Genomic DNA, 24,180 nt, shown 5'->3' on the forward strand with positions numbered 1-24,180 from the left:
GTCGTGAGGCAGGCCATCATAGCCACGCCCGGGCTGCCCCGGGGCGGGTTCGGAGGGCGTGGTTCCGCGCCGGGGCGGGGCCGTTCGACGTGCCGTTCGGGCCGCTGGTCCGCGCCCCTTGGGGCGCCCGGGCGGTTCGGGCGCCACCGGTTCGCGGTGAGGCGCTGTCAGGGGGTCACCGCGGACCGGCGGCGCCCGCGGCGCCCTCCAGCCCGGCGATGGTCTCGGTCAGCCAGGCGCGCTCGGCGGCGCCGGAGGCCCGGGCGACCAGCAGCATGCCGCGCCGGAACGGGTTCGGCTCCCGCTCGGCGGTGACCGGTCGGCCGTCCCCGTCGTAGAAGAAGCTGCTCGGCGCCTCCAGGAAGTCCAGTCGGCGCCGGAGCACGGCGGCCTGCCGGTCCGGGTCGGCCAGGTGGTGGAGGAAGGCGGCGAGGGTGAAGAAGCGGATCTGGTCGGTGATCTCGGCCTGTTCGGGGTCGGCCAGTCGCCGCAGCAGCTCCACCCGGCCCTCCGGGGAGAGTTCCAGGGTCTGGCGCGGTGCGGCGCCGCTGCCGGGTTCGGTGCGGCGGTGCAGCAGGGCGGCCTTCTCCAGCCGGGTGATCGCGGGGTAGAGCGCGCCGTCGCTGACCGGACGGACGTGACCGGCCAGCCCGGTGATCCGGGACTTGAGTTCGTAGCCGTGCAGGGGCTGGTCGTACAGGAAGCCGAGGATCGCGAGGGTCAGCACGGTCGGAGCCCTTTCGTCGGAGTGCGCCCCATGATGCGCCCCGTACCGCGGATGATGCTACCTCTTGTCGAGGTGCCTCGATTCGATGTATATCCATTCGAGGCAGTCGCCCGCTCCGGTGCGGGTGGCGCGACGATGGGGGAACCCGTGCGTGAACAGTCCGTCCGGCTGGCCTTGTTGGCCGGACCGGTCTACGCGGAACTGCTGTCCGGAGTGGTCGCCACGGTGATCGGGACGCTCTGGGTGGCCGGGCTCGGCGGGGCCGCCGTCGCCGCCGTCACCCTGGCCGGAACCCTGGAGAACCTGCTGCTCGGACTCGTCCTGGTGGTGTCCTCCGGCGTCAGCGTCCGGCTCGCCCGGGCCCTCGGCGCCGGGGACCGGGACGGGGCCGGGCGGATCACCCACGCCGCCTGGCGGCTCTGCGCGCTCGGCACCCTCGCCCTCGCCGCCCCCGGCTTCCTGCTCCGGGACCGGATCGCGGAGGCCTTCCTCGACGGCGAGGCCGCCGTCAGGGCCGCCGAATACCTCACCGTCGCCTTCCCGGCCTTCGGGCTCTTCTTCGCCCAGCGGGTCGCCGACGAACTCTTCAAGGGCGCCGGCGACACCCGCACCCCGATGCGGATCGCGCTGCTCTCCAACGCCCTGCTGCTGGTCCTCGACCCGCTGCTGATCCTCGGCGCCGGCCCGCTGCCCGCCCTCGGCGTGACCGGCGCGGCGCTCGCCCTGACCGCCTCCCGGGCGATCGCCCTCGCCGTCACCCTGCGGTTGCGGCCCCGGGCCGGCGGGCCGGTCCGGGGCGTCGGCCCGGCGGCCGTCGGCATCCTGCGGGCCGGTGCGCCGTTCGGACTGGACTTCACCGCCCGGATGGCCGTCGGCACGGCCCAACTCGCCCTGGTCGCGGGCTTCGGGGTGGCGGCGGTGGCCGGGTACGGCATCGGCTACCGGCTGCTGCTCCTGCTCACCATGGCCTTCTACGCGCTGCGCCAGGCCGCCGCCCTCCGGGCCGCCCACCTCGCCGGGGCCGGCGCGCCCGAGCCGCTGCGCGACCTCCGGCACGCCACCGCCCGGCTCGCCGTCGGGCTGGGCGCCGCGGCGGCGCTGCTGGCGGCGGGCGCGGCCGGCCCGCTCACCGCGCTGTTCGCCGACGACCCGGCGGTGGCCGCCCAGGCCACGGGGTTCCTCCACCTGACGGCCCTCTACCTGCTGCCGTACGCCCCGGCGGTCGCCCTCGGCGGCTACCACCAGGCGACCGGGGCCGGGCGGGCGCTGGTGGTGTCGGCGGTGTGCGGGCTGGGTGGGCAGTTGGGGGCGGCGGTGGTGCTGTCGCACTGGTGGGGGGTGGACGGGGTGTGGGTCGGCCAGGGGGTCGGTGCGGTGGTGCAGTTGGTGCTGTTGGTGGTGCTCACCCGGCGTGGGGACGGTGGCGGAGGGGATCCGGGGCTGGGCGTGGCGCGGGCCCGGGTGGCGGGCCTCCGGGGCAGGTAGGCGGTCCGGTGGTCGGGCGGGGGCCCGGCCACCGGACCCGGGGTGCGGGGTTCGGGACGTCGGGCTCAGGACGTCGGCGTGGTCGCGCTCCGCAGGCGCTCGGCGAAGGTGTGGGCGGCCGCGAGGTCGCGGCTGTCGGGGCGGTGCTTGTTGATCCCGCCGACCAGGCGGAACGGGAGCCAGGTGTCGTGGCCGCGGGCCGTGAAGCCGTCGACGATCCGGAAGCCCTTCACCGCCAGGGCGCGCTCCGTCGGCCGGGTGAAGGGGCGGAAGCCGGGTTCGGGCAGGCCGCTGGTGGCGAACACGAAGGCCCGGCAGGGGTGTTCGGCGGACGGGAGGACGGACGGAACGGTGCTCACGAAGCGCCGCAGGCGCGGGTGGAGGCGGCCGGTGAAGACGCCCGAGCCGAACCCGACCAGGTCGTAGCCGGTGAGATCGGCCGGGTCCAGCTCCTCCGGTGCGACCACCGGCGCGGCCAGCGGCCGGGCGATCGCCTCGGCGATCCGTCGGGTGTTGCCGTGGGACACCGAGACACACACGATGACGGCCTTCATGGTGAGGACGCTCCCTTCGTTCTTCGTCGTGCAGGTACCGGATGGACCGGGCAGCGCGGCGGAACGTGACATCGGGGGTCGTGGCATCGCGGGTCGTGCGCCGCCGAGCGGCGCGCGGCCCGGGCCCCGTGCGCCGCTGATCCCCGCGAGCCGTCCCGAGCCGCCGTGCGCCGTTGCGGAACGCGAGTCCCCCGGTACGGCGCACCACGGTGCGCCGCCGGCTCCGGGAACACCGCGCGGCACGTCCGAACCACGGGCCCTCCCCTTTCACCCCCGATATCCTCCGTCGCATTTCCGCACAGCCGTCCCGAGCGTCATTGTGGCCACTCTGCGGTGTCGGTGAAAATCTGGTTCCGGCCCGTCGGGATCCGACGGCCACGGTTTCGGCCAACCAATTCACAGGCGTCATCAGGTGTTCCGTCCGTGGTCGGGAGCCACACCAGGGATTTCGTCGGTCCGTTTCCCATGAGAATTGCTTTCCGTTCAATCGGAAGGGGTTGCGGGCGGGTGATCCGCCGTGAAGACTGTTCCGCGTTCGTCTTTCGAACGTTCGGTCCGTCAAGGATTGCGCTGTCTCCCGGGGCCGTTGCGGAGAGGGTTCCGCACGGTGGTCGCGGGGGAGGGGCGCAGGGGGGATTGCGATGCCGGGTGGGGCGACCCTGCGGGGTGCGGGCCGACGGGCCCGCAGGCCGGAGTGTCCGGGGTGCCAGTCCGGTCCCGTCGGCCCGGGCCGGGTATTCGGCCGCGCGGGGCTTTCCGCGTAGCGGGAAAAACGGGTCGTATTCGTGCCGTCCGGCCGCCGCGCGCCGTCGTGGCCCGGAGCGCCCCGTGTGCGCCGTCGTCGCGCCGTGCCGCGCCGGGAGGCGCCTCCATTCCCGTTCGTGTCGGGCCGGTTGCTGCCGGACGGCGTTCGGTCGATCGCGTTGTGCGCGCGGTACTTCGCGCTGCGCTGCGCCGCCGGCCGTGAATCCGGCAGAGCGTTCCTCGGCAATCCGGAATTCCTTCACGGGCGCGCCGTCGCGTCCGCACCCGAGAACCAGTCAACGGGAGCCACCGCCCATGCCGTACCCCGTTTCCGCGCCGGTCCGCGAGCGCGTTCCGCAGCTGCTGCGGCGCGAGTTGCAGCACCGGCTCGACACGCTCGCGCGCCGCCACCGGGTGCCCGGGGCCCAACTGGTCCTGGACACCGGGGCGGAGGTCGTCGCCCTGCACACCGGCGTGGCCGACGCCGCCACCGGCGCGCCGCTCACCGGGGACACCGCCGTACCGGTCGGGTCGCTCACCAAGCCGTACACCGCGGCCCTGGTGGTGCTGCTCGCCGACGACGGGGACCTCGACCTCGACGACCGGGTCGCCGCGCACCTCCCCGAATTCCGCCCGCTCCGCGAGGTGACGATCCGTCAACTCCTTGGCCACACCGGCGGACTGCCCACCGGACCGGACTCCGACACGGCCGCCCGGAGCACCGCGGCGCACTACCTGGCCGCGGTCTGCACCGCCCGGGACGCGCTGTTCCCGCCCGGGACGGGCTTCTCCTACTCCAACGCCGGCTACGTCGCCGCCGGGCGCCTGGTGGAGACGGTGACCGGGATGCCCTGGCCGGAGGCCGTCGCGACCCTGCTGCTGGAACCGCTGGACACCGTGCCCGCCTTCCTCGGTCCGCTGCCGGCCGGCCCGGCCGCGGCGGGGCGCCCGCTCGCCGCCGGGCACGCCTTCAACGCCGCGACCGGCCGGGTCCGGCCGGTCCGGCAGAACCTGGCCCCGGTGGAGGCGCCCGCCGGGGCGCTGCTGCTGAGCGCCGCCGACCTGGCCGTCTTCGGCGCCGCCGCGATCGGCCGGGCCAAGGCACTGCCCGCGGACGTCGCCGACGAACTGCGCCGCCCCCAGCCCGGGGCCCGCCCGGGCGCGCTCGCGGACGGCTGGGGCGCGGGCCTGGCGCTCTACCGGCAGGACGGGCGGCTCTGGTGCGGCCACGACGGCAACGCCATGGGCACCTCCTGCCACCTGCGGGCCGAACCGGACGGCGGGACGGTGGTCGCCTTCACCGGCAACGCGGGCAGCGCCACCGCACTCTGGCGGGAACTCGCGGCAGAACTGGCCGAGTTGACCGGAATCGCGGTGCCCGCCGCGATCGCCCCGGTGGCCGCGGGGGAGCAGGAGCCCCGGGGTGTCCCGGCCGAACTGCCGGAGTGCGCGGGCGACTACCGCAACGGCGGGATCCGGTACCGCGTCGAGGCGGCGCACGACGGAGGGCTCACCCTCTCCGTGGACGGCGACCTGCCGCTCCCGCTGCGCTGCTACGCCGACCTGCGCTACGACCTGATCGCGCCCGACACCGGCCTGCCCGAGCCGGGCGGGTGGTTCCACCGCGACCCGGCCACCGGGGTGGTCGACCTGGTGCAGGTGTCCGGGCGCACCGCGCGGCGGACCGGGCCCGCCTGAGCCGCCGCAGGCGGCGCCTGCCGTCGCACCGCCGCCGTACCACCGTCGTACCGCCGTGCACCCCCACGCTCGTGCACTGCCGCCACACCGTTCCCGCAGCACCGAGGGCCGGCCTCCGCCCGGGTGCCCGCGCAGCCTCCTCCCCGTCCGGAAGGACCTCCCGCCATGGCCGAGTGGCCCGCCCAGCCCGTGCGTCCGTCCGCCCCGCCGTCGGCCCGCGACACCGCCGGGGCGCCGGACGGCGTCACCGGCCCGCGCCCGGCGGGCCGTACCCTCGACGGTCTGTTCGCCGCCCGGGTGGCCGAGGCGCCGCACGCCCCGGCGCTGACCGACGGCTCGCGCACCTGGAGCTACCGGGAGCTGTCCGACCGGGTCGACCGGCTGGCCCGCGCGCTGAGACGGCGCGGCGCGGGCACGGACCGCACGGTGGCGCTGGTCCTGCCGCGCTCGATGGAACTGGTCGCCGCCGAGCTGGCCGTCGCCCGCTCCGGCGCCGCCTTCCTGCCGGTGGACCCGGACTACCCGGCCGAGCGGCGGGCGCTGATGCTCGCCGACGCCGCGCCCGCCGTGGTGCTGGACGACCCGGACCGGGTCGCCGCGGCGCTGGAGGCGGAAACAGAAGGAGCCGTGGAAGCCGAAGCCGGAGCCGCAGCCGCCGGGCCCGGCACCGACCACGCGGCGTACGTCATCTACACCTCGGGCTCCACCGGGACCCCCAAGGGCGTGGTGGTCACCCACCGGGGCATCGCCGGGTTCACCGCCGCGGCCGTCGAGCGCTACGCGGTGCGCCCCGGCGACCGGGTGCTGCAGTTCTCCTCGCCCAGCTTCGACGCCTCCGTGCTGGAACTGTTCATCTCCGTCCTGGCCGGTGCCACCCTGGTTGTCCCGCCGGACGGCCCCTGGCTGGGCGCGGAGCTCGCCGCGGTGCTGGACGAGCACCGGATCACCCACGCGCTCGTCCCGCCCGCCGCGCTGGCCACCGTGCCCGCCGGGGCCGGGCGCCACCTGCGCACCCTGATCGTCGGCGCCGAGGCCTGCCCCGCCGAGCTGGTCGACCGCTGGGCACCCGGCCGCCGCATGATCAACTCCTACGGCCCGACCGAGGCCACCATCGTCGCCACCTGGACCGGACCGCTCGCCGCCGGCAGCGGCACCCCGAGTATCGGCGCGGCGCTGCCGCACGCCCGGGCGTACGTGCTCGACGAACGGATGCGCCCCCGGCCGGCCGGCACCGACGGCGAGCTGTACCTCGGCGGCGAGGGCGTGGCCCGCGGCTACCTGGGCCGCCCCGGCCTGACCGCCGCGCGTTTCCTGCCCGACCCCTTCGGGCCGCCCGGCGCCCGGCTCTACCGCACCGGCGACCGCGCCCGGTGGACCGCCGACGGACAGCTGGAGTTCCTCGGCCGGCTCGACCGGCAGGTGAAGGTCCGCGGCTTCCGGATCGAACCGGGCGAGATCGAGGCCGCGCTGCGCGCCCACCCGGCCGTCGACCAGGCCGTCGTGGTGGTCCGGGAGGACGAGCCGGGCCGGACCCGGCTGGTCGGCTACGCCACCCCCGCCGACCCGCAGCACGCCCCCGACCCGGCCGGCCTGCGGTCCGCCCTGGCCGCGGCCCTGCCGGCCCACCTGGTGCCCTCCGCCGTGGTCGTCCTGCCCGCCCTGCCGCTCACCCCGCAGCTCAAGGTCGACCAGCGCGCCCTGCCCGCCCCCGCCCGCCCCGACACCGCCGAACCGCTCGCCCCGCGCACCGGCCGGGAACGCGCCCTCGCCGCCATCTGGGCGGAGGCCCTCGGCCTCGACGCGGTCGGCGTCGGCGAGGACTTCTTCGAGCTGGGCGGCGACTCGATCCTCGCCGCCCGCACCCTGGCCCGGATCGCCGAGCGGCTCGGCGCCCGGCTCACCCTCCGGGACGTCTTCACCGCCCGCACCGTCGCCGCCCTGGCCCCGCTGCTGGACGACCGGCCGGCGGACGCGGCGCCGGAGCCGATCCCGCCCGCCCCGCGCGGCGGTCCGCTGCCCGCCTCCAGCGCCCAGCGCCGGCTCTGGTTCCTCGACGACCTCGAGGCCGGCGGCACCGAGTACAACACCGGCGCGGCGCTGCGGCTGCGCGGGGTGCCCGACGTCGAGGCGCTGCGCCGCGCCCTGCACCGGCTGGCCGGCCGCCACGACGCGCTGCGCACCACCTTCGCCACCCTCGACGGCCGGCTCGTCCAGCACGTCGCCGGGACGGCCGAACTGCCGCTGCGCACCGCCGACCTGGCCGCGCTGCCCGCCGAGGAGCGCGCGGCGGCCGCCGAACGGCTGCTGACCGAGGAGCTCGGCCGCCCGTACGACCTGGCACAGGGGCCGCTCACCCGGGCGCTGCTGGTCCGGCTCGCCGCGGAGGACCACCTGCTGCTGCTCGGCCAGCACCACATCGTCACCGACGGCCGCTCGGTCGCCGTGCTCACCCGCGACCTCGCCGCGCTCTACCGGGCCGAGGCCACCGGCGCACCGGACGGGCTGCCCGAACCCGCCCTCCAGTACCCCGACTTCGCGCACTGGGAGCAGCACCGCCGGGGCACGGACCCAACCGCCGACCTCGCCCACTGGAAGCGCTGCCTGGCGGACCTCCAGCCGCTCCAACTGCCCACCGACCGGCCCCGGCCCGCGCTGCGCGGCACCGCCGGGGCGGCGCACCGCCACCATCTCCCGGCCGAACTGGTGGCCCGGCTGCGGAACCTCGCGACGGGCCGCGGCACCACCCTGTTCACCCTGTTCGCCGGGGCGTCCGCGCTGCTGTTCTCGCGCTACTCCGGCCAACGGGACGTCGCCTTCGGCACCGTCACCACCGGGCGCGACCGGCGGGAGCTGGAGGACGTCACCGGCTTCTTCGTCAACACCGTGGTGCTGCGCGCCGACGTGGACGGCAAGGCCACCGTCGACCGGTACGTGGAGGACCTGCGCGCCGTGCTGCTGGACGCCTTCGCGCACGCCGCCGCGCCGTTCGACCGGGTGGTCGAGGAACTCGCCCCGCCCCGGGACCCGAGCCGGACCCCGCTGGTGCAGGTGCTGGTCGTCCAGCAGAGCCCCACCGCCCCGGCCACCGCCGGCGGCCTGCACTTCGCCGACCACCCGCTGCCCCGCCCGGCCGCCCGGTTCGACCTGGTGCTGGAGTTCACCCCCGACGGGGCCGGCGGCTGCACGCTGACCGTCGAGTACAGCACCGACCTGTACGACGGGCGCACGGTGGCCCGGATGAGCCGGCACCTGCACCGCCTGCTGGCCGGCATGGCGGACGGTCCGCAGCGCGTCCTCGACGAACTGCCGATGCTCTCCGAGGAGGAGCAGCGCACCCTGCTCGACTCCTGGAACCCGCCGGCCACCGGCCGGGCCGGGGCGCCGGGCGCCGTCCTGCCCGCCCTGTTCGAGGCGAGGGCCGCCGAGGCCCCCGGGCGGACCGCCGTGGTGCACGGACCGGTGCGGCTGGACTACGCGGAGGTGAACCGGCGCGCCAACCGGCTCGCCCGGCTGCTGGTCTCCCGGGGCGCGGGCCCGGAGCGGCTGGTCGCGCTCTGCCTGCCGCGCTCGGCGGAACTGCCGGCGGCGGTGTGGGCGGTGCTGAAATCCGGTGCGGCGTACCTGCCGGTGGACCCGGCGTACCCGGCCGAGCGGATCCGGCTGCTGCTGGCGGACGCCCGGCCCGCGCTGGTCCTCGCCACCCGGGAGACGGCGGCCGCGCTGCCCGGGGGGTGCCCGGTGCTGCTGCTGGAGGACTGCGCCGCTGCTCCCGGGGCCGACGCCTCAGGGGTTGACGCCGACCTGACCGACGCCGACCGGCTCGGCCCGCTGCTGCCGGACCACCCCGCGTACGTCATCCACACCTCCGGCTCGACCGGCCGCCCCAAGGGCGTCGTGGTCACCCACCGCAGCGTCGCCGCGCTCGCGGACTGGGCGGCGGAGCGGTTCGGGGCCGACGGGCTGGCGCACGTGGTCGCCGCGACCTCGCTCAGCTTCGACGTCTCGGTCTTCGAACTGCTCTGCCCGCTGCTGGTGGGCGGGTCCGTCGAGGTGGTCGCGGACCTCACCGTCCTCGCCGAGGCCGGAGCCGAGGCCGAGGCCGACGCCGGGGGCCCGCGCCCGGTCGGCCTGCTCAGCGGCGTGCCCTCGGCGCTCTCCCGGCTGATCGCCGGGGGCACCGCCCCGGTCGCCCCGGACACCGTGGTGCTGGCCGGCGAGGCGCTCTCCGCCCGCGCGGTGCGCGACCTGCGGCGGGCCCTGCCCGGCAGCGCCGTCGCCAACCTCTACGGCCCCACCGAGGCCACCGTCTACGCCACCGCCTGGTTCGCCGGTGACCGGCTGCCGGACCGGGCGCCGCCGATCGGCCGCCCGCTGGGACTGACCAGGGCGTACGTCCTGGACGCCGGGCTGCGCCCGCAACCCCCGGGAGTGGTCGGCGAGTTGTACCTCGGCGGGGGCGGCCTGGCCCGCGGCTACCTGGGGCGCGGCGGGCTGACCGCGGCCCGCTTCGTGGCCGACCCGTACGGCGGGCCCGGGACGCGGATGTACCGCACCGGGGACCTGGTGCGGTGGAACGCCGACGGGGACCTGGAGTACCTCGGCCGGATCGACCAGCAGGTCAAGGTCCGCGGCTTCCGGATCGAACTGGGCGAGGTGGAGGAGGCGCTGCGGCGCTGCCCCGGCGTGGTCGAGGCGGCCGCCGCCGTCGCGGAGAGCGGCGGCCACCGGCGCCTGGTCGGCTACGTGGTGCCGGGCCCGGCGGGCGGGGTGGAGCCCGAGGCGGTGCGGCGCGCGCTCGCGCTGACCCTGCCGGACCACCTGGTGCCCGCGGTCGTCGTCCTGCTGCCCGCCCTGCCGCTCAACCCCAACGGGAAGCTCGACCGCGGCCGGCTGCCCGACCCGGGGCCGCTCGCCCGGACCGTCCGCCACGTCGCCCCCCGCACCCCCGCCGAGCAGGCGCTCGCCGCCATCTGGACGGATGTGCTGCGGCTGGAGCGGGTCGGCGCGGACGACAACTTCTTCGACCTCGGCGGCGATTCCATCCTCGGCATCCAGGTGGTCGCCCGGGCCCGGCAGGAGGGCCTGCCGCTGACCTCCCGGGACCTCTACCGGCACCAGACCGTCGCCGCGCTGGCCCGCTGCGCGGACGCGGCCGAACGGCCCGCCGCCGTCGCCCCGGTGGCCGCCACCGGGACGGCGGTGCCGACCCCGATCCAGCGCTGGTGGCTGGAACGTTCCGCCGGACGGGCCGGGCACTTCAACCAGGCGCTGTCACTGCTGCTGCCCGCGGAGGTGGATCCGGCGGCGCTGGAGGAGGCGCTGAACGACCTGGTCGCGCACCACGACGCCCTGCGGTCCTCGTTCGTGACGGCCGGTGGGGCGGAGGCCGCGCACTGGCGGGTCGAGGAGCGCACGCCCCGGCTGCGGCTGGGCCGGCACACCGGGCCCGACGGTGACACCCCCCACTTCGGACCTTTCGCGCTGCACGGCGCCGGACACCGCCCGCTGCTGCGCGCCGTACTGCACGACCGGGGCGCCGGGCGGCCGCCCGTGCTGCACCTCGCCGTCCACCACCTGGTGGTCGACGGGGTGTCCTGGCGGGTGCTGCTGGAGGACCTCGACACCGCCTACCGGGCCCGCCGCGCGGGCCGGGACGGCGCGGCCGCCCTGCCGCCGAAGTCCACCCCGCTGCGGCAGTGGGCCGAGCGGCTGGCCGGGTTCGCCGCCGCAGGAGGCTTCGAGGACGAGACGGAGTACTGGGCGCACGCCCTCCCCTCGCCGTCCGCGGACGGCCAGGACCCCGAGCCCTTCCCGGCCGAGGACCGGACGGCCCCCGACGACTACGCCTCGGCCCGCTCGGTGACCGTACGGCTCGACCCCGCCGCCACCGCCGCCCTGCTGCGCACCCTGCCCGAGACCTACCGCACCCGGGCCAACGACGTGCTGCTGTCCGCCCTCGGGCGGGCGCTGCGCGGGGCGGGCGGGCCGACGCAGGTGCTGGTGGACGTGGAGGGGCACGGGCGCGAGGAGCTCTTCGCCGAGCTCGAACTCGGCCGGACCGTCGGCTGGTTCACCACTCGGCACCCGGTCGCGCTGGCCGTGCCGTCCGAGGCCGGCTGGGACGCCGTGCTCAAGCAGGTCAAGGAGCAGCTGCGGGCCGTCCCCCGGCGCGGGCTCGGCTTCGACGCCCTGCGCCACCTGGGCCGCCCCGGCACGGCCCCGGCCGCGCCCACCGCCCGGATCAGCTTCAACTACCTGGGCCGGATGGACGTTTCGGGCGGAGGTGGCAGCGGTGACGACCGTGCGGACGACGGGGCCGGGCTGCTGCGCGGCACCTTCCGCCCGCTGGAGCTGGACGCCGACCCGGGGGTCGAGCGCCCGCACCCCCTGGAGATCGTCGGCCGACTCGTCGACGAGGCGGTGGAGTTCACCTTCCACTACGCCGAACCCCGGCACCGGCGGGCCACCGTCGAGGCGCTCGCCCGGCGCTACGCCGAGGACCTCGCCGACCTCGCCCGCTTCGCGGTCAGCCCCGGCGCCGCCGGGCGGACCCCGTCCGACTTCCCGCTGGCCCGGCTCGACCAGGCGGCCGTGGACCGGATCACCGGCGAGGACCCGGGCGCGGTCGCGGACGTCCTCCCGCTGACGCCCACCCAGGCCGGCATGCTCTTCCACGACCTCGCGGACGACGGCGGCGGCGCCTACTTCCAGCAGCTGGACTTCGTCCTGGACGGCGTGCCCGACCCCGGCCGGCTGGCCGCGGCCTGGCAGTGGGTCTCCGACCGGACCGAGGTGCTGCGCGCCCGGGTCCGCTGGCAGGACGTCCCCGAGCCGCTGCTGGTGGTACACCGCCGGGCGGAGCTGCCGGTCACCGAACTGGACTGGCGCGAGGTCCCCGAGCCCGAGCGCGCCACGCGGCTGGCCGACCTGCTGGACCGCGACCGGGCCCGCGGCCTCGACCTCGACCGGGCCCCGCTCCAGCGGCTGGCGCTGATCCGGCTCGGTGAGGACCGGGTGCGGGTGCTGTGGTCCTTCCACCACCTGGTGCTGGACGGCTGGAGCCTGTTCCAGGTGCTCACGGACGTCTTCGCGGCCCACGCCGCCCTGGCCCGGTCCGGCCCGGAGGGAGGCGCACCGTCCGGCACCGTCCCGCCCGGCACCGTCCCGCCCGGCACCGTCCCGTCCGGCACCGTCCCCGACCGCCGCCCCTACCGTGACTACCTCGCCTGGCTGGCCGGGCGGGACACCGCCGAGGCGGAGCGGCACTGGCGCACCCGGCTGGCCGGGGTCACCGAGCCGACCCCGCTGCCCTACGACCGCGAGCCGCGCGGCAGCCACCGCGCGGAGTCCAGCCGGACCCTGCCGTTCACCCTGCCCGCCGCCGCGACCCGGGCCCTGGAGGAGCTGGCCCGCGGCGCCGGCCTGACCCTGAACACCCTGGTCCAGGGCGCCTGGGCGGTCCTGCTCGGCCGCGGCGCGCACCGCGGCGACGTGCTGTTCGGCACCACCTCCTCGGGCCGCCCGCCCGAGCTGCCCGGGGTGGAGTCGATGACCGGGCTGTTCATCACCACCCTGCCCACCCGGACCGCGGTGCCCGCCGACGGCACCCTGCTGGACTGGCTGCGCGGGCTCCAACGGGAGCAGAGCGAGGACCGCCGGCACGGCTTCCTGCCGCTCACCCGGCTCCGGGAGGCCACCGGACTCCCCGAGCAGGCCGCCCTGTTCGACAGCATCGTGGTCTTCGAGAACTACCCGGTCGACGACGGTGCGGCGGCCGCCCACGGCCTGCGGCTGCGCGAGCTGGACGGGATCGAGACCACCAACTACCCGCTCGCCCTGCTGGCCCACCCGGGGCCGGAGCTGTCCCTGCGGCTGTGCTACGACCCGCGGCTGTTCGACCCCGGCACGATCCGGCGCACCGCCCGGCAGCTCACCGCCCTGCTGACCGCGCTGCCCGAGGGCGCCGACCGCCCGCCCGCGCGGATCCCGCTGCTGTCCGCGGGGGAGCGCCGGAAGGTCCTGGTCGACTGGAACGCCACCGCGGTCGAGCGGCCGGAGCGGGACGTCGCCGAGCTGTTCGCCGAGCAGGTGCGGCGGTCGCCCGGGGCGGTCGCCCTGGAAGCGGGCGAGGAGCGCCTGAGCTACCGCGAACTCGACGCCCGCGCGGCCGCCCTGGCCGCCCGGCTGGCGGCGCTCGGGGTCGGCCCGGAGCGCCCGGTCGGGGTCCTGATGGATCGTTCCGTCGCCCTGGTCGTCGCCCAGCTGGCGCTGGTCCGCACCGGCGGGGTGTACGTCCCGCTGGACGGCCGGGCCCCGCGCGAGCGGCTGCACGGGATGCTCACCGCCGCCGGTGCGGACCTGCTGCTCACCGACGCCGACCGGGCCGGCACCGCGGCCGGACTGCGCCCGGACGAGCGGGTGCTGCTGGTCGACGGCGGCCCGGCCGGCCCGGAGCCGGAGCGCTTCGAGCCGACGCCCGTCCACCCCGACCACCTCCAGTACCTGATGTTCACCTCCGGCTCCACCGGCACCCCCAAGGGCGTCGCCGTGCGCCGCCGGGACGTCGCCGCGCTCGCCCTGGACGGCGCCTTCGCCGGGCACGACCGGGTGCTGGTGCACTCCCCGCACGCCTTCGACGCCTCCACCTACGAGCTGTGGGTGCCGCTGCTGCGCGGCGGCACCGCCGTCCTGGCCCCGCCCGGGGACGTGGACGCCGCCGTGGTCCGCCGCGCCGTCACCGAACAGGGCGTGCGCTGCCTGTTCCTGACCATCGGCCTGTTCCGGGTGCTCGCCCAGGAGGACCCGGGCTGCCTGCGCGGCGCCCGCGAGGTGTGGACCGGCGGCGAGGCGGTGCCGGGCGCCGTGGTGCGCCGGGTGCTGGAGGCCTGCCCCGGACTCACCGTGGTCGACGTCTACGGCCCGACCGAGACCACCACCTTCGCCACCCGCCGGGCCTTCCGCACCGGCGACCCGCTGCCCGCCGTGCTGCCGATCGGCCGCCCGCTGGACAACACCCGGGCGTACGTCCTGGACGGCGCGCTCCAGCCGCAACCCCCGGGCACCACCGGCGAGTTGTACCTGGCCGGGGCCGGCCTCGCCCGGGGCTACACCGGGCGGCCGGGGGAGACCGCCGCCCGCTACCTCGCCGACCCGTACGGCCCGCCCGGCGGCCGGATGTACCGCACCGGGGACACCGTGCGCTGGAGCGAGGACGGCGACCTGGAGTTCGTCGGCCGCGCGGACGACCAGATCAAGATCCGCGGGTTCCGGATCGAACCCGCCGAGATCGAGGCCCGGCTGACCGCCCACCCGGCCGTCGCCGAGGCCGTGGTCGGCCTGCACCAGGACGGCAGCGGGCGCAAGCGGCTGGTCGCCCACCTGGTGCTCACCGAGAGCGCCGAGAGCGCCGACCATGCCGATACCCCCGATACCGCCGCGAACGCCGAACCCCCCACCGCCGCCGCCCTGCGCGCCCACCTGGCCGCCGAGCTGCCCGACTACATGCTGCCCACCGCCTTCGTCACGGTCCCCGCACTCCCGCTGACCGCCAACGGCAAGGTCGACCGCCGCCGGCTGCCCGCCCCCGACCGCGCCCCGGCCGGCGGCGCCGCCCACCGCGCCCCGCGCACCGACGCCGAACGCGCCCTGGCCGGGATCTGGGCGGAGCTGCTCGGGGTCGAGCGGGTCGGCCTCGACGACGACTTCTTCCTGCTCGGCGGCGACTCCATCCTCAGCATCCAGGTGGTCTCCCGCGCCCGCGCCGCCGGCCTCGCGCTCTCCCCGCGCGACCTCTTCCGGCACCCCACCGTCGCCGCCCTGGCCGCGGCCGCCGGCACCGCCGTGACCGTGGTCGGCACCGAACCGGTCGGCGGCGAGGTCGGCCTGACCCCCATCCAGCACTGGTTCCTCGACGCCGCCCCGGCCGAGGCCCACCACTTCAACCAGTCCGTGGTGGTGGAGACGCCCGGCACGGTCGACCAGGACGCCCTGCGCCGTGCCCTGGCCGCCCTCCGGGCGCACCACGACGCCCTGCGCTGCCGCTTCACCCCCGGCCCGGACGGCACCTGGCAGCAGCACTGCGAACCCGCCGACACCACCGCCCCCGAGCTGCTGACGGTCCACCACCGGGACGAGGAGGCGGCCGTGACCGCGGCCGCCCAGGCCGGCTTCCGGCTGGACACCGGCCCGCTGCTCACCGCCCGGCTGTTCCGGCCCGGCACCGCCGGCCCGGCCCGGCTGCTGCTCGTCGTCCACCACCTGGTGGTCGACGGCGTCTCCTGGCGGGTGCTGCTGGAGGACCTGGAGACCGCCTACCGGCAGGCCGTCGAGGGCCGCCCGCTGCGGCTGCCCGCCCGCACCACCTCCGTCCGGGAGTGGGCCCGCCTGCTGCGCGCCCGCGCCGAGTCCGGCGGCTTCGCCGGGCAGCGCGCCCACTGGGCCGAGGCCGCCCGGGCGTGCGCCGCCCCGCTGCCGGTGGACGGCGAGGGCGCCGACACCGCCGCCGAACTGCGCTCGGTGACCGTCCGGTTGGACCGCGAACGCACCGACCGGCTGCTGCGCCAGGTGCCCGCCGTCTACCGCACCCGGATCGACGACGTGCTGCTCACCGCGCTCGGCCGGGTGCTGGCGGACTGGACCGGGCGGCGCACGGTGGCGATCGGCCTGGAGGGCCACGGCCGGGAGGACGGCCTGTTCGAGGGCGTCGACCTGTCCCGTACGGTCGGCTGGTTCACCTCGCTGTACCCCGTCGCCCTGGACGTCCCCGACGCCCCCGGCGGGGACTGGGGCGCCGCGCTCAAGTCCGTCAAGGAGCAGCTGCGCGCGGTGCCGGACCACGGCCTCGGCTACGGCGCGCTGCGCCACCTGGCGCCCGACGGCGGACTCGCCGACGCCCCCGCGCCCGGCATCAGCTTCAACTACCTCGGCCGCTTCGACTGGTCCGCCGAGGGCGCCGCCCTGGTGCGCGCCGTCCCCGGCGGCCTGGGCGGTTCGGAGGCGCCCGGCACCGAGCGGCCCCACCTGCTGGACGTGGTCGCCCGGGTCGAGGGCGAGGAGCTGGAGATCGCCTGGTACTACGGCGCCGGCCGGCACCGCGCGGACACCGTCACCGCCCTCGCCGAGGCGATGCTGCGCGCGCTGGAGGGGATCCTCGCGCACTGCGCCGAACCGGGCGCCGGCGGGCGCACCCCCGCCGACTTCCCGCTGGCCCGGCTGGACCAGGCGGCGGTGGACCGGATCGTCGGGGACGGGCGCGAGGTCGCCGACGTCCTCCCGCTGACGCCGATGCAGGCGGGCATGCTGTTCCACAGCCTGCTGGAGCCGGCCGGGCGCACCTACGTCAACCAGGTGCAGCTGGTGCTCACCGGGGTCACCGACCCGGGGGCGCTCGCCGAGGCCTGGCAGCGGACCGCGGACGCCAACCCGGTGCTGCGCACCCGGCTCAGCTGGCAGGACACCGCCGAGCCGGTCCAGGTCGTGCGGCGCCGGGCGGCCCTGCCGATCGCCCACCACGACTGGTCGGACCGGCCCGCCGAGCGGGTCGCCCGGGACACCGCCCGGCTGCTCGCCGCCGACCGGGAGGCCGGGATCGACCTGGCCACCGGGCCGCTGCTGCGACTCTCCCTGGTCCGGCTGGGCGCCGACCGGGTGCGGGTGGTGTGGACCTTCCACCACGTGCTGCTCGACGGCTGGAGCGCGGCCCAGGTCTTCGACGAGGTCTGCGAGCGCTACGCCGCGCTGACCGAGGGCCGGCCGCCGCAGCTCGTCGAACGCGCCCCCTTTGCCGACCACCTGCGCTGGCTCGCCGCCCAGGACGGGGCGCGGGCCGAACGGTACTGGCGCGACACCCTGGCCGGCTTCCCCGCGCCCACCGAACTGCCCCGGGACCGGCGCCCCGCCGGGGCCCACCGGGCCAGCTCCGGTGCCAAGGTGCGGATCGGCCTCGGCGCCGAACTCTCCGAGCGGCTGCGCGACACCGCCCGGCAGGCCGGGCTGACCGTCAACACCGTCCTCCAGGGCGCCTGGGCGCTGCTGCTCTCCCGCTACGGCGGCGGGGACGACGTGGTGTTCGGCACCGTCGTCTCCGGGCGGCCCGCCGAACTCCCCGGCGTCACCTCGATGGTGGGGCTGTTCATCAACGCGCTGCCGACCCGGGCGCGGATCGACGAGCGCCGCCCGCTGCGGGAGTGGCTGCACGCGCTGCAGGGCGCCCAGTCGGAGGCCCGCCGGTACGACTCCGTCTCGCTGGCCCAGCTCCAGAACTGGAGCGAACTGCCCGGCGGGACGGCCCTGTTCGAGAGCATCGTGGTCTTCGAGAACTACCCCTTCGACGCCGGTGCGCTGAGCCGGCACGGCCTGGCGGTGGAGACCGAGAGCGTCCAGGAGCCGACCAGCTACCCGCTCAGCGTGGTGGTCGCCCCCGGCGATTCGGTCGTGATCGACCTCGACCACGACCCGGCCGCCTTCGACACCGCGACCGTCGAGGGCCTCGGGGCGAGCCTGCGCACGCTGCTGGCCGGGTTGGCGGCGGGCCTCGACCGGACCGCCGCCGAACTGCCCCTGCTGGCAACGGAGTCGGGCCGCGAGCTGGTCCGACGCCTCGGCGGCGCGGTGGTCGAGCCACCGGAGCGCACCCTGCCCGAGGCCTTCGCCCGGCAGGCCGCCCGCACCCCCGACGCCCCGGCCGTCCGCTCCGGCGGCACCGTGCTGAGCTACCGGGAGCTGGACGAGCGCTCCAACCGGCTGGCCCGGCTGCTGATCGCGGCCGGGGCCGGCCCCGAGCGCTTCGTCGCGCTCGCGCTGCCCCGCACCGCGGAGCTGGTGGTGGCCCTGCTGGCGGTGCTCAAGAGCGGCGCCGGCTACCTCCCGGTCGACCCCGGGTACCCGGCCGAGCGGATCGCGTACCTGTTCGAGGACGTCCGGCCCGAGGCCGTGATCACCGACTCCGGCGCCGGGCGGCGCCTCCCCGCGGGCGGGTTCACCCGGATCCTGCTCGACGACCCGGACTGCGCCGCCCGGCTCGCCGCCGCGCCCGCCGAGGCGCTGGACGTGCAGGAACGATCCGCCCCGCTGCTGCCCGGGCACCCGGCCTACGTCATCCACACCTCCGGCTCCACCGGCCGCCCCAAGGGCGTGGTGGTCGCCCAGGCCTCCGTGCTGGCCCTGACCGACTGGGCGGCAAGGGAGTTCACCGGCCGCGGCCTGGACCACGTGCTGGCCGCCACCTCGCTCAACTTCGACGTCTCGGTGTTCGAGATCTTCTCGCCGCTGCTCGCCGGCGGCTGCGTGGAGCTCGTCCGGGACCTCCTCGCCCTCACCGAGGGCTCCGGGCCCCGGCGGGCCGGGCTGGTCAGCGCGGTGCCCTCCGCCCTCGGCGGACTGCTGGCCGGGAACGCCGTCCGCCTCACCGCCGACACCGTGGTGCTGGCCGGCGAGGCGCTGCCCGCCCGCACCGTACGTCTGGTCCGGGAGGCCGTCCCCGGCTGCCGGGTCCTCAACGTCTACGGCCCCACCGAGGCCACCGTCTACGCCACCGCCGCCGTCTGCGACCCCGCCGACCCGGCCGACCCCGCTCGTCCCGCCGATCCCGCTGGCCCTGCCGACCCCGACCGCGACCCGCCGATCGGCCGCCCGGCCGGCGGCGCCCGGGCCTACGTGCTGGACGGGCGGCTGCGCCCGGTGCCGGTCGGCGCCCCCGGGGAGCTGTACCTGGCCGGCACCGGCGTGGCCCGCGGCTACCTGCGCCGCCCCGGCCTCACCGCCGCCCGCTTCCTGCCCGACCCCTTCGGCCCGGCCGGCGCCCGGATGTACCGCACCGGCGACCTGGTGCGCTGGGGTGCCGACGGCCGACTGCGCTACCTCGGCCGCGCCGACGACCAGGTCAAGGTGCGCGGCTTCCGGATCGAACTCGGCGAGCTGGAAGCCGCGTTGGCCCGCCACCCGGAGGTGGCGGCGGCCGCCGCCCGGGTGGTCGAGCAGGACGGCCACAAGCGGCTGGTCGGCTACGCCGTCCCCCGCGACGGCCGGCTGCCCGACCCCGTCGAGTGGCGGGACTTCCTCGGCCGGAGCCTGCCCGACCACCTGGTGCCCGCCCTCGTGGTGCCGCTGGAGCGGCTGCCGCTCGGCGCCACCGGCAAACTGGACCGGCGCGCCCTGCCCGTACCGCAGTGGCACGCCCCGGCCGACGCCGCCGCGCGGCCGCCCCGCACCGCCGCCGAACGCACCCTCGCCGCGATCTGGTCCGAGGTCCTCGGCGTGCCCGAAGTCGGCGCCGACGACAACTACTTCGCCCTCGGCGGCGACTCCATCCTGGGCATCCGGATCGTCTCCGCCGCCCGCCGGGCCGGCCTCGCCCTGACCCCCCGCCACCTGTTCGCCCACCAGACCCTGGCCGAACTCGCCCGCGCCGCCGAGGAGTCGCCGAACCCGGGCGGCACCGCCGAACAGGGCCCGGTGACCGGCGACGCCCCGCTCACCCCCGTCCAGCACTGGCTGTTCGACACCCTCGACGGGGACCCGGCCCGGCTCACCCAGTCGCTCGCCTTCCGGCTCGCCCCCGACACCGACGAACACCTGCTCCGGGCGGCGCTGGCCGCCGTCCTGGCACAGCACGACGCGCTCCGGCTGCGCTACCGGCGCCGGCCGGACGGCGGGTGGCGGCAGTACGGCAGCGCGCCCGGGCCGGACCCGGAGCTGCGCACCCACCACCTGCCGGGCGCACCGGAGTTCGAGGCGCTGCGCCGGGAGCTGACCGAGGGCTTCGACCTGGCCGCCGGACCGCTGCTGCGCGCCGCCCTCTGCCACCTCGCCGACGAACCCCACCCCGTCCTGCTGCTGGCCGCGCACCACCTGGTGGTGGACGCGGTGTCCTGGCGGCTGATCCTGGAGGACCTGGACACCGCCCACCGCGCCCTGCGCGCGGGGCAGCGGCCCGACCTCGGCCCCAAGACCACCTCCTTCCGCGCCTGGGCCGAACGGCTCGCCGCACACACCGCCGCCGGCGGCTTCGACGGCGAACTCGCCCACTGGCAAAGCCCGGAGGGCGAGGCCGGGGCCGTCCTGCCGACCGACCTGGACGGCGCCGACACCGCCGCCGTCGAGGAGTCGCTGACCGTCGCCCTGGACGCCGAGCGGACTGCCCGACTGCTCCAGGACGTCCCCGCGGCCTACCGCACCCGGATCGACGACGTACTGCTCTGCGCCCTCGGCCGGGTGCTGGCCCGCTGGACCGGACGCGACCGGGTGAGCGTCGCCCTGGAGGGCCACGGCCGGGCGGAACTCCTCGACGGCGTCGACCTCTCCCGCACCGTCGGCTGGTTCACCACGATGTACCCCGTCACCCTGGACGTCCCCCGGGCCGCCGACACCGGCACCGTGCTCAAGGCCGTCAAGGAGAACCTGCGCGCCGTCCCGCACGGCGGCCTCGGCCACGGCGCCCTGCGCCACCTGCGCAAGGCCCCCGGCCTCGCCGGAACCCCGCAGCTCGGCTTCAACTACCTGGGCCGGCAGGACTGGACGCCCGCCCCCGGCGGCCTGCTGCACGCCCCGTACGGCGCGCTCACCGGCGGGCTCGACCGCACCGCCCGGCGCCCCCACCTGCTCGACGTGCTCGGCCGGGTGGCGGACGGGCGGCTGGAGTTCACCTGGTCCTACTCCCGCGAACGGCACCACCGGGCCACCGTCGACCGGCTCGCCGCCGAACTCCTCGACGAACTGCGGGAGATCGTCCGCCACTGCGCCGAACCCGGCGCCGGCGGCCGCACCCCGTCCGACTTCCCGCTCGCCCCGCTGGACCAGGCCGCCGTCGACCGGCTGGTCGGCACCGGACGGGAGGTGACCGGGATCCAGCCGCTCACCCCCACCCAGACCGGCATGGTGCTGCACGGCCTGGACGAGGCCGAACACGGCCTGTACGTCGAGCAGCTCACCTTCGTGCTGGACGGCGCCCGCGACCCGGAGCCGCTGGCCGCCGCCTGGCAGCTGGTCGTCGACCGCACGCCCGTGCTGCGCACCGCCGTCGCCCTCCACGACGTGCCCGTCCCGCTGCAACTGGTGCACCGGCACGCCACCCTGCCGGTCACCCGGCACGACTGGAGCGGGCACACCGAGCGCGAGCGCACCCGGCGGCTGGAGGCGCTGCTCGCCGACCGGCGCTCCCGCCCGATGGCGCTGGACCGCGCCCCGCTGCTCCGGCTCGACCTGGTCCGGCTCGGGCCGGACAGCATCCGGGTGGTGTGGACCTTCCACCACGTGCTGCTGGACGGCTGGAGCGTCTTCCACGTGCTCGCCGACGTGCTGGCCGCGCACGCCGCACTCCTCGCCGGGCGGGCGCCGGAGCTGCCCGAACGCCGCCCCTTCGCGGACTACGTGAGCTGGCTCGCGGCCCGCGACACCGGCGCCGCCGCCGAGCACTGGCGCACCGCCCTGGCGGGCCTCACCGCGCCCACCGCCCTGCCCTACCACCGCAGGCCCGCCCCCGGCGACACCGCCCGCTCCGGGCAGTGGCTCTCGCACCGGCTGACCGCGGCCGACACGGCGCTGCTCCAGGCCTTCGCCCGCCGCCACCGGCTCACCCTCAACACCCTGGTGCAGGGCGCCTGGGCACTGCTGCTCGCCCACCGCAGCGGCGACGCCCGGGTGTGCTTCGGCACCACCGTCTCCGGGCGCCCCGCCGACCTGGCCGGCGCGGACGACATCGTCGGCCTGTTCATCACCACCCTGCCCGCCCTGGTCACCGTGGACGGCACCCGGCCCTGCGCCGACTGGCTGCGCGGCCTCCAGGAGGAGCGGGCCGAGGACCGCCGGTTCGAGCACCTGCCGCTCGCCGCGATCCGGGCGCTGAGCGAACTCCCGCCCGGCACACCGCTGTTCGACAGCCTGGTGGTGCTGGAGAACTACCCCGTCAGCGCGGCCTCGGCCGGCGCCCACGGGCTGCGGATCCGCGACCTGGACGCCCGGGAGGCCACCAACTACCCGCTCACCGTGGTCGTCTCGCCGGGCGAGCGGCTCGCCGTGGAGCTCGGCCACGACCCCCGCCACCTCGACCGCGCGACCGCCGAGAGCCTGGCCGACCAACTGCTGCACATCCTCACCGCGCTGGCCGGCAGCGACGGCGCCGCCAGGCTGGACGACCTCGACCTGCTGCCGCCCCGGGAACGGCGGAGGCTGCTGCACGGGCCGGCCCGCCCGGCCCTCGACCCGGTCACCCCGGCCACCCTGCCCGCCCTGGTCGAGGCCGCCGTCGACCGCAGGCCGGACGCGGTGGCCCTGAGCGCCGACGGCTCGGAGCTGACCTACGCCCAACTTGAGGCCCACGCCAACCGGTTGGCGCACCGGCTGATCGCCCGCGGCGCCGGACCCGGCACCCTGGTCGCCCTGCTGCTGCCGCGCTCGGCGGACATGCTGCTCGCCGAACTCGCCGTGGCCAAGACCGGTGCCGCCTTCCTCCCCGTCGACCCCGCCTACCCGGACGAGCGGGTGGAGGCGATGCTGCGCGACGCGGCCCCCGCGCTCACCCTGGACGCCAAGGAGACCGCCGCCCTGCTCGCCGCCGGACCGGACGGCGGCCCCGAGCACCGCCCCACCGACACCGACCGGACCCGCCCGCTCGACCTCGACGACCCCGCCTACGTCATCTACACCTCCGGCTCCACCGGCACCCCCAAGGGCGTCGTGCTCACCCACCGCGGCCTGGCCGCCTTCGCCGCCGCCGAGGCCGCCCACTACCGGATCGCCCCCGGCGACCGGGTGCTGGCCTTCGCCACCCCCAGCTTCGACGCCTCCGTGCTGGAACTCTGCCTGGCCCTGCCGCACGGCGCCCGCCTGGTGGTGCCCGCCCCCGGGCCGCTGCTCGGCGACCGGCTCGCCGGCCTGCTGCGCGCCGAGCGGATCACCCACACCCTGCTGCCGCCCGCCGCCCTGGCCACCCTGCCCGCCGACACCCCCGGGACGCTGCCGGACCTCAGGACCCTGATCGTCGGCGCCGAGGCCTGCGGCCCCGAGCTGGTCGCCCGCTGGGCCCCGCACCACCGCATGGTCAACTCCTACGGCCCGACCGAGGCCACCGTGGTCGCCACCTGGTCTGCGCCGCTGACGGCGGACGGCGCCGCACCGCCGATCGGCCGCCCGCTGCCCGGCACCGGAGCCCGCGTCCTGGACGCCCGGCTGCGGCCGGTGCCCGACGGCACGCCGGGCGAACTGTGGCTGAGCGGGCCCGGGTTGGCCCGCGGCTACCTCGGCCGGCCCGGACTGACCGCCGCCCGGTTCACCGCCGACCCGTACGGACCGCCCGGCAGCCGGATGTACCGCACCGGCGACCTGGTGTGCCGCGACCACCGGGGCGAACTGCACTTCCTGGGCCGCACCGACCACCAGCTCAAGCTGCGCGGCCACCGGATCGAGGCGGGCGAGGTCGAGGCCGTCCTGGTGCGCCACCCCGCGGTGCTGGACGCGGTGGTGAGCATCCGCGAGGACGAGCCCGGACTGCCCCGGCTGGTCGCCCACGTGCTCGCCTCGCCCGGCGAGCCACCGACCGGTGCGGAACTGCGGGCGCTGGCCGCCCGCTCACTGCCCGGCCACATGGTCCCCACCGCCTTCGCCGTCCTCGACCGCTTCCCGCTCACCCCCGGCGGCAAGACCGACCGCGCCGCGCTGCCCGCACCCCGGCCGGTCGAACCGGGCCCCGCCGAGCGGGTGGCACCCCGCACGCCCACCGAGGAGGCGGTCGCCGCGATCTGGGCCGACACCCTGGGCACCGCCGTCGGCGTCACCGACGACTTCTTCCTGCTCGGCGGCGACTCCGTGCGGGCCCTGCTGATCGCCTCCCGCGCCAACGATGCCTTCGGCGTCACGCTCACCCCCCGCGACGTGCTGGTCTCCCGCACCGTGGCCGACCTGGCCGACCTGGTGGAGGACCAGGTGCTGAGCGAACTCGAAGCCGCCGCGTCCGGCGGCCCCGACGATGACGAACGGTGA

Annotated in this window: 5 protein-coding genes; 3 read left to right on the top strand and 2 right to left on the bottom strand. The window is 77.1% G+C overall.

Annotation, left to right across the window (positions count from 1 at the left end; translation table 11 throughout):
* Window positions 1-175: 175 nt before the first annotated feature.
* A complete protein-coding gene (locus ACFY2K_RS14040) occupies window positions 176-727 on the bottom strand; it encodes a PadR family transcriptional regulator (RefSeq protein WP_380526090.1) in 552 nt (183 codons plus the stop codon).
* A gap of 147 nt (window positions 728-874) precedes the next feature.
* Between ACFY2K_RS14040 and ACFY2K_RS14045 the strand changes: the two genes are divergently transcribed.
* Window positions 875-2,212, top strand: a complete 1,338-nt coding sequence (locus ACFY2K_RS14045) for an MATE family efflux transporter (protein WP_387711463.1) — start codon at window positions 875-877, stop codon at window positions 2,210-2,212.
* 65 nt (window positions 2,213-2,277) lie between these two features.
* Here the strand turns inward: ACFY2K_RS14045 and ACFY2K_RS14050 are convergent, their stop codons facing one another.
* On the bottom strand, window positions 2,278-2,766 hold the full coding sequence (locus ACFY2K_RS14050; protein WP_380589381.1) for a flavodoxin family protein: 489 nt from the start codon (window positions 2,764-2,766) through the stop codon (window positions 2,278-2,280).
* A 1,059-nt stretch (window positions 2,767-3,825) separates the two neighbouring features.
* Between ACFY2K_RS14050 and ACFY2K_RS14055 the strand changes: the two genes are divergently transcribed.
* Window positions 3,826-5,208, top strand: coding sequence for a serine hydrolase domain-containing protein (locus ACFY2K_RS14055; RefSeq protein ID WP_387711465.1), 1,383 nt, complete (start codon window positions 3,826-3,828; stop codon window positions 5,206-5,208).
* A gap of 165 nt (window positions 5,209-5,373) precedes the next feature.
* Window positions 5,374-24,180: a non-ribosomal peptide synthase/polyketide synthase gene (locus ACFY2K_RS14060; protein WP_387711467.1), complete on the top strand. Its 18,807-nt coding sequence runs from the start codon at window positions 5,374-5,376 to the stop codon at window positions 24,178-24,180.

Source organism: Kitasatospora sp. NPDC001309 (assembly GCF_042896295.1).
GTDB lineage: Bacteria > Actinomycetota > Actinomycetes > Streptomycetales > Streptomycetaceae > Kitasatospora.

Coding starts and splice junctions, on each gene's coding strand:
- ACFY2K_RS14050 (WP_380589381.1), bottom strand. CDS start 2,766: ATGAAGGCCGTCATCGTGTGTGTCTCGGTGTCCCACGGCAACACCCGA.
- ACFY2K_RS14055 (WP_387711465.1), top strand. CDS start 3,826: ATGCCGTACCCCGTTTCCGCGCCGGTCCGCGAGCGCGTTCCGCAGCTG.
- ACFY2K_RS14060 (WP_387711467.1), top strand. CDS start 5,374: ATGGCCGAGTGGCCCGCCCAGCCCGTGCGTCCGTCCGCCCCGCCGTCG.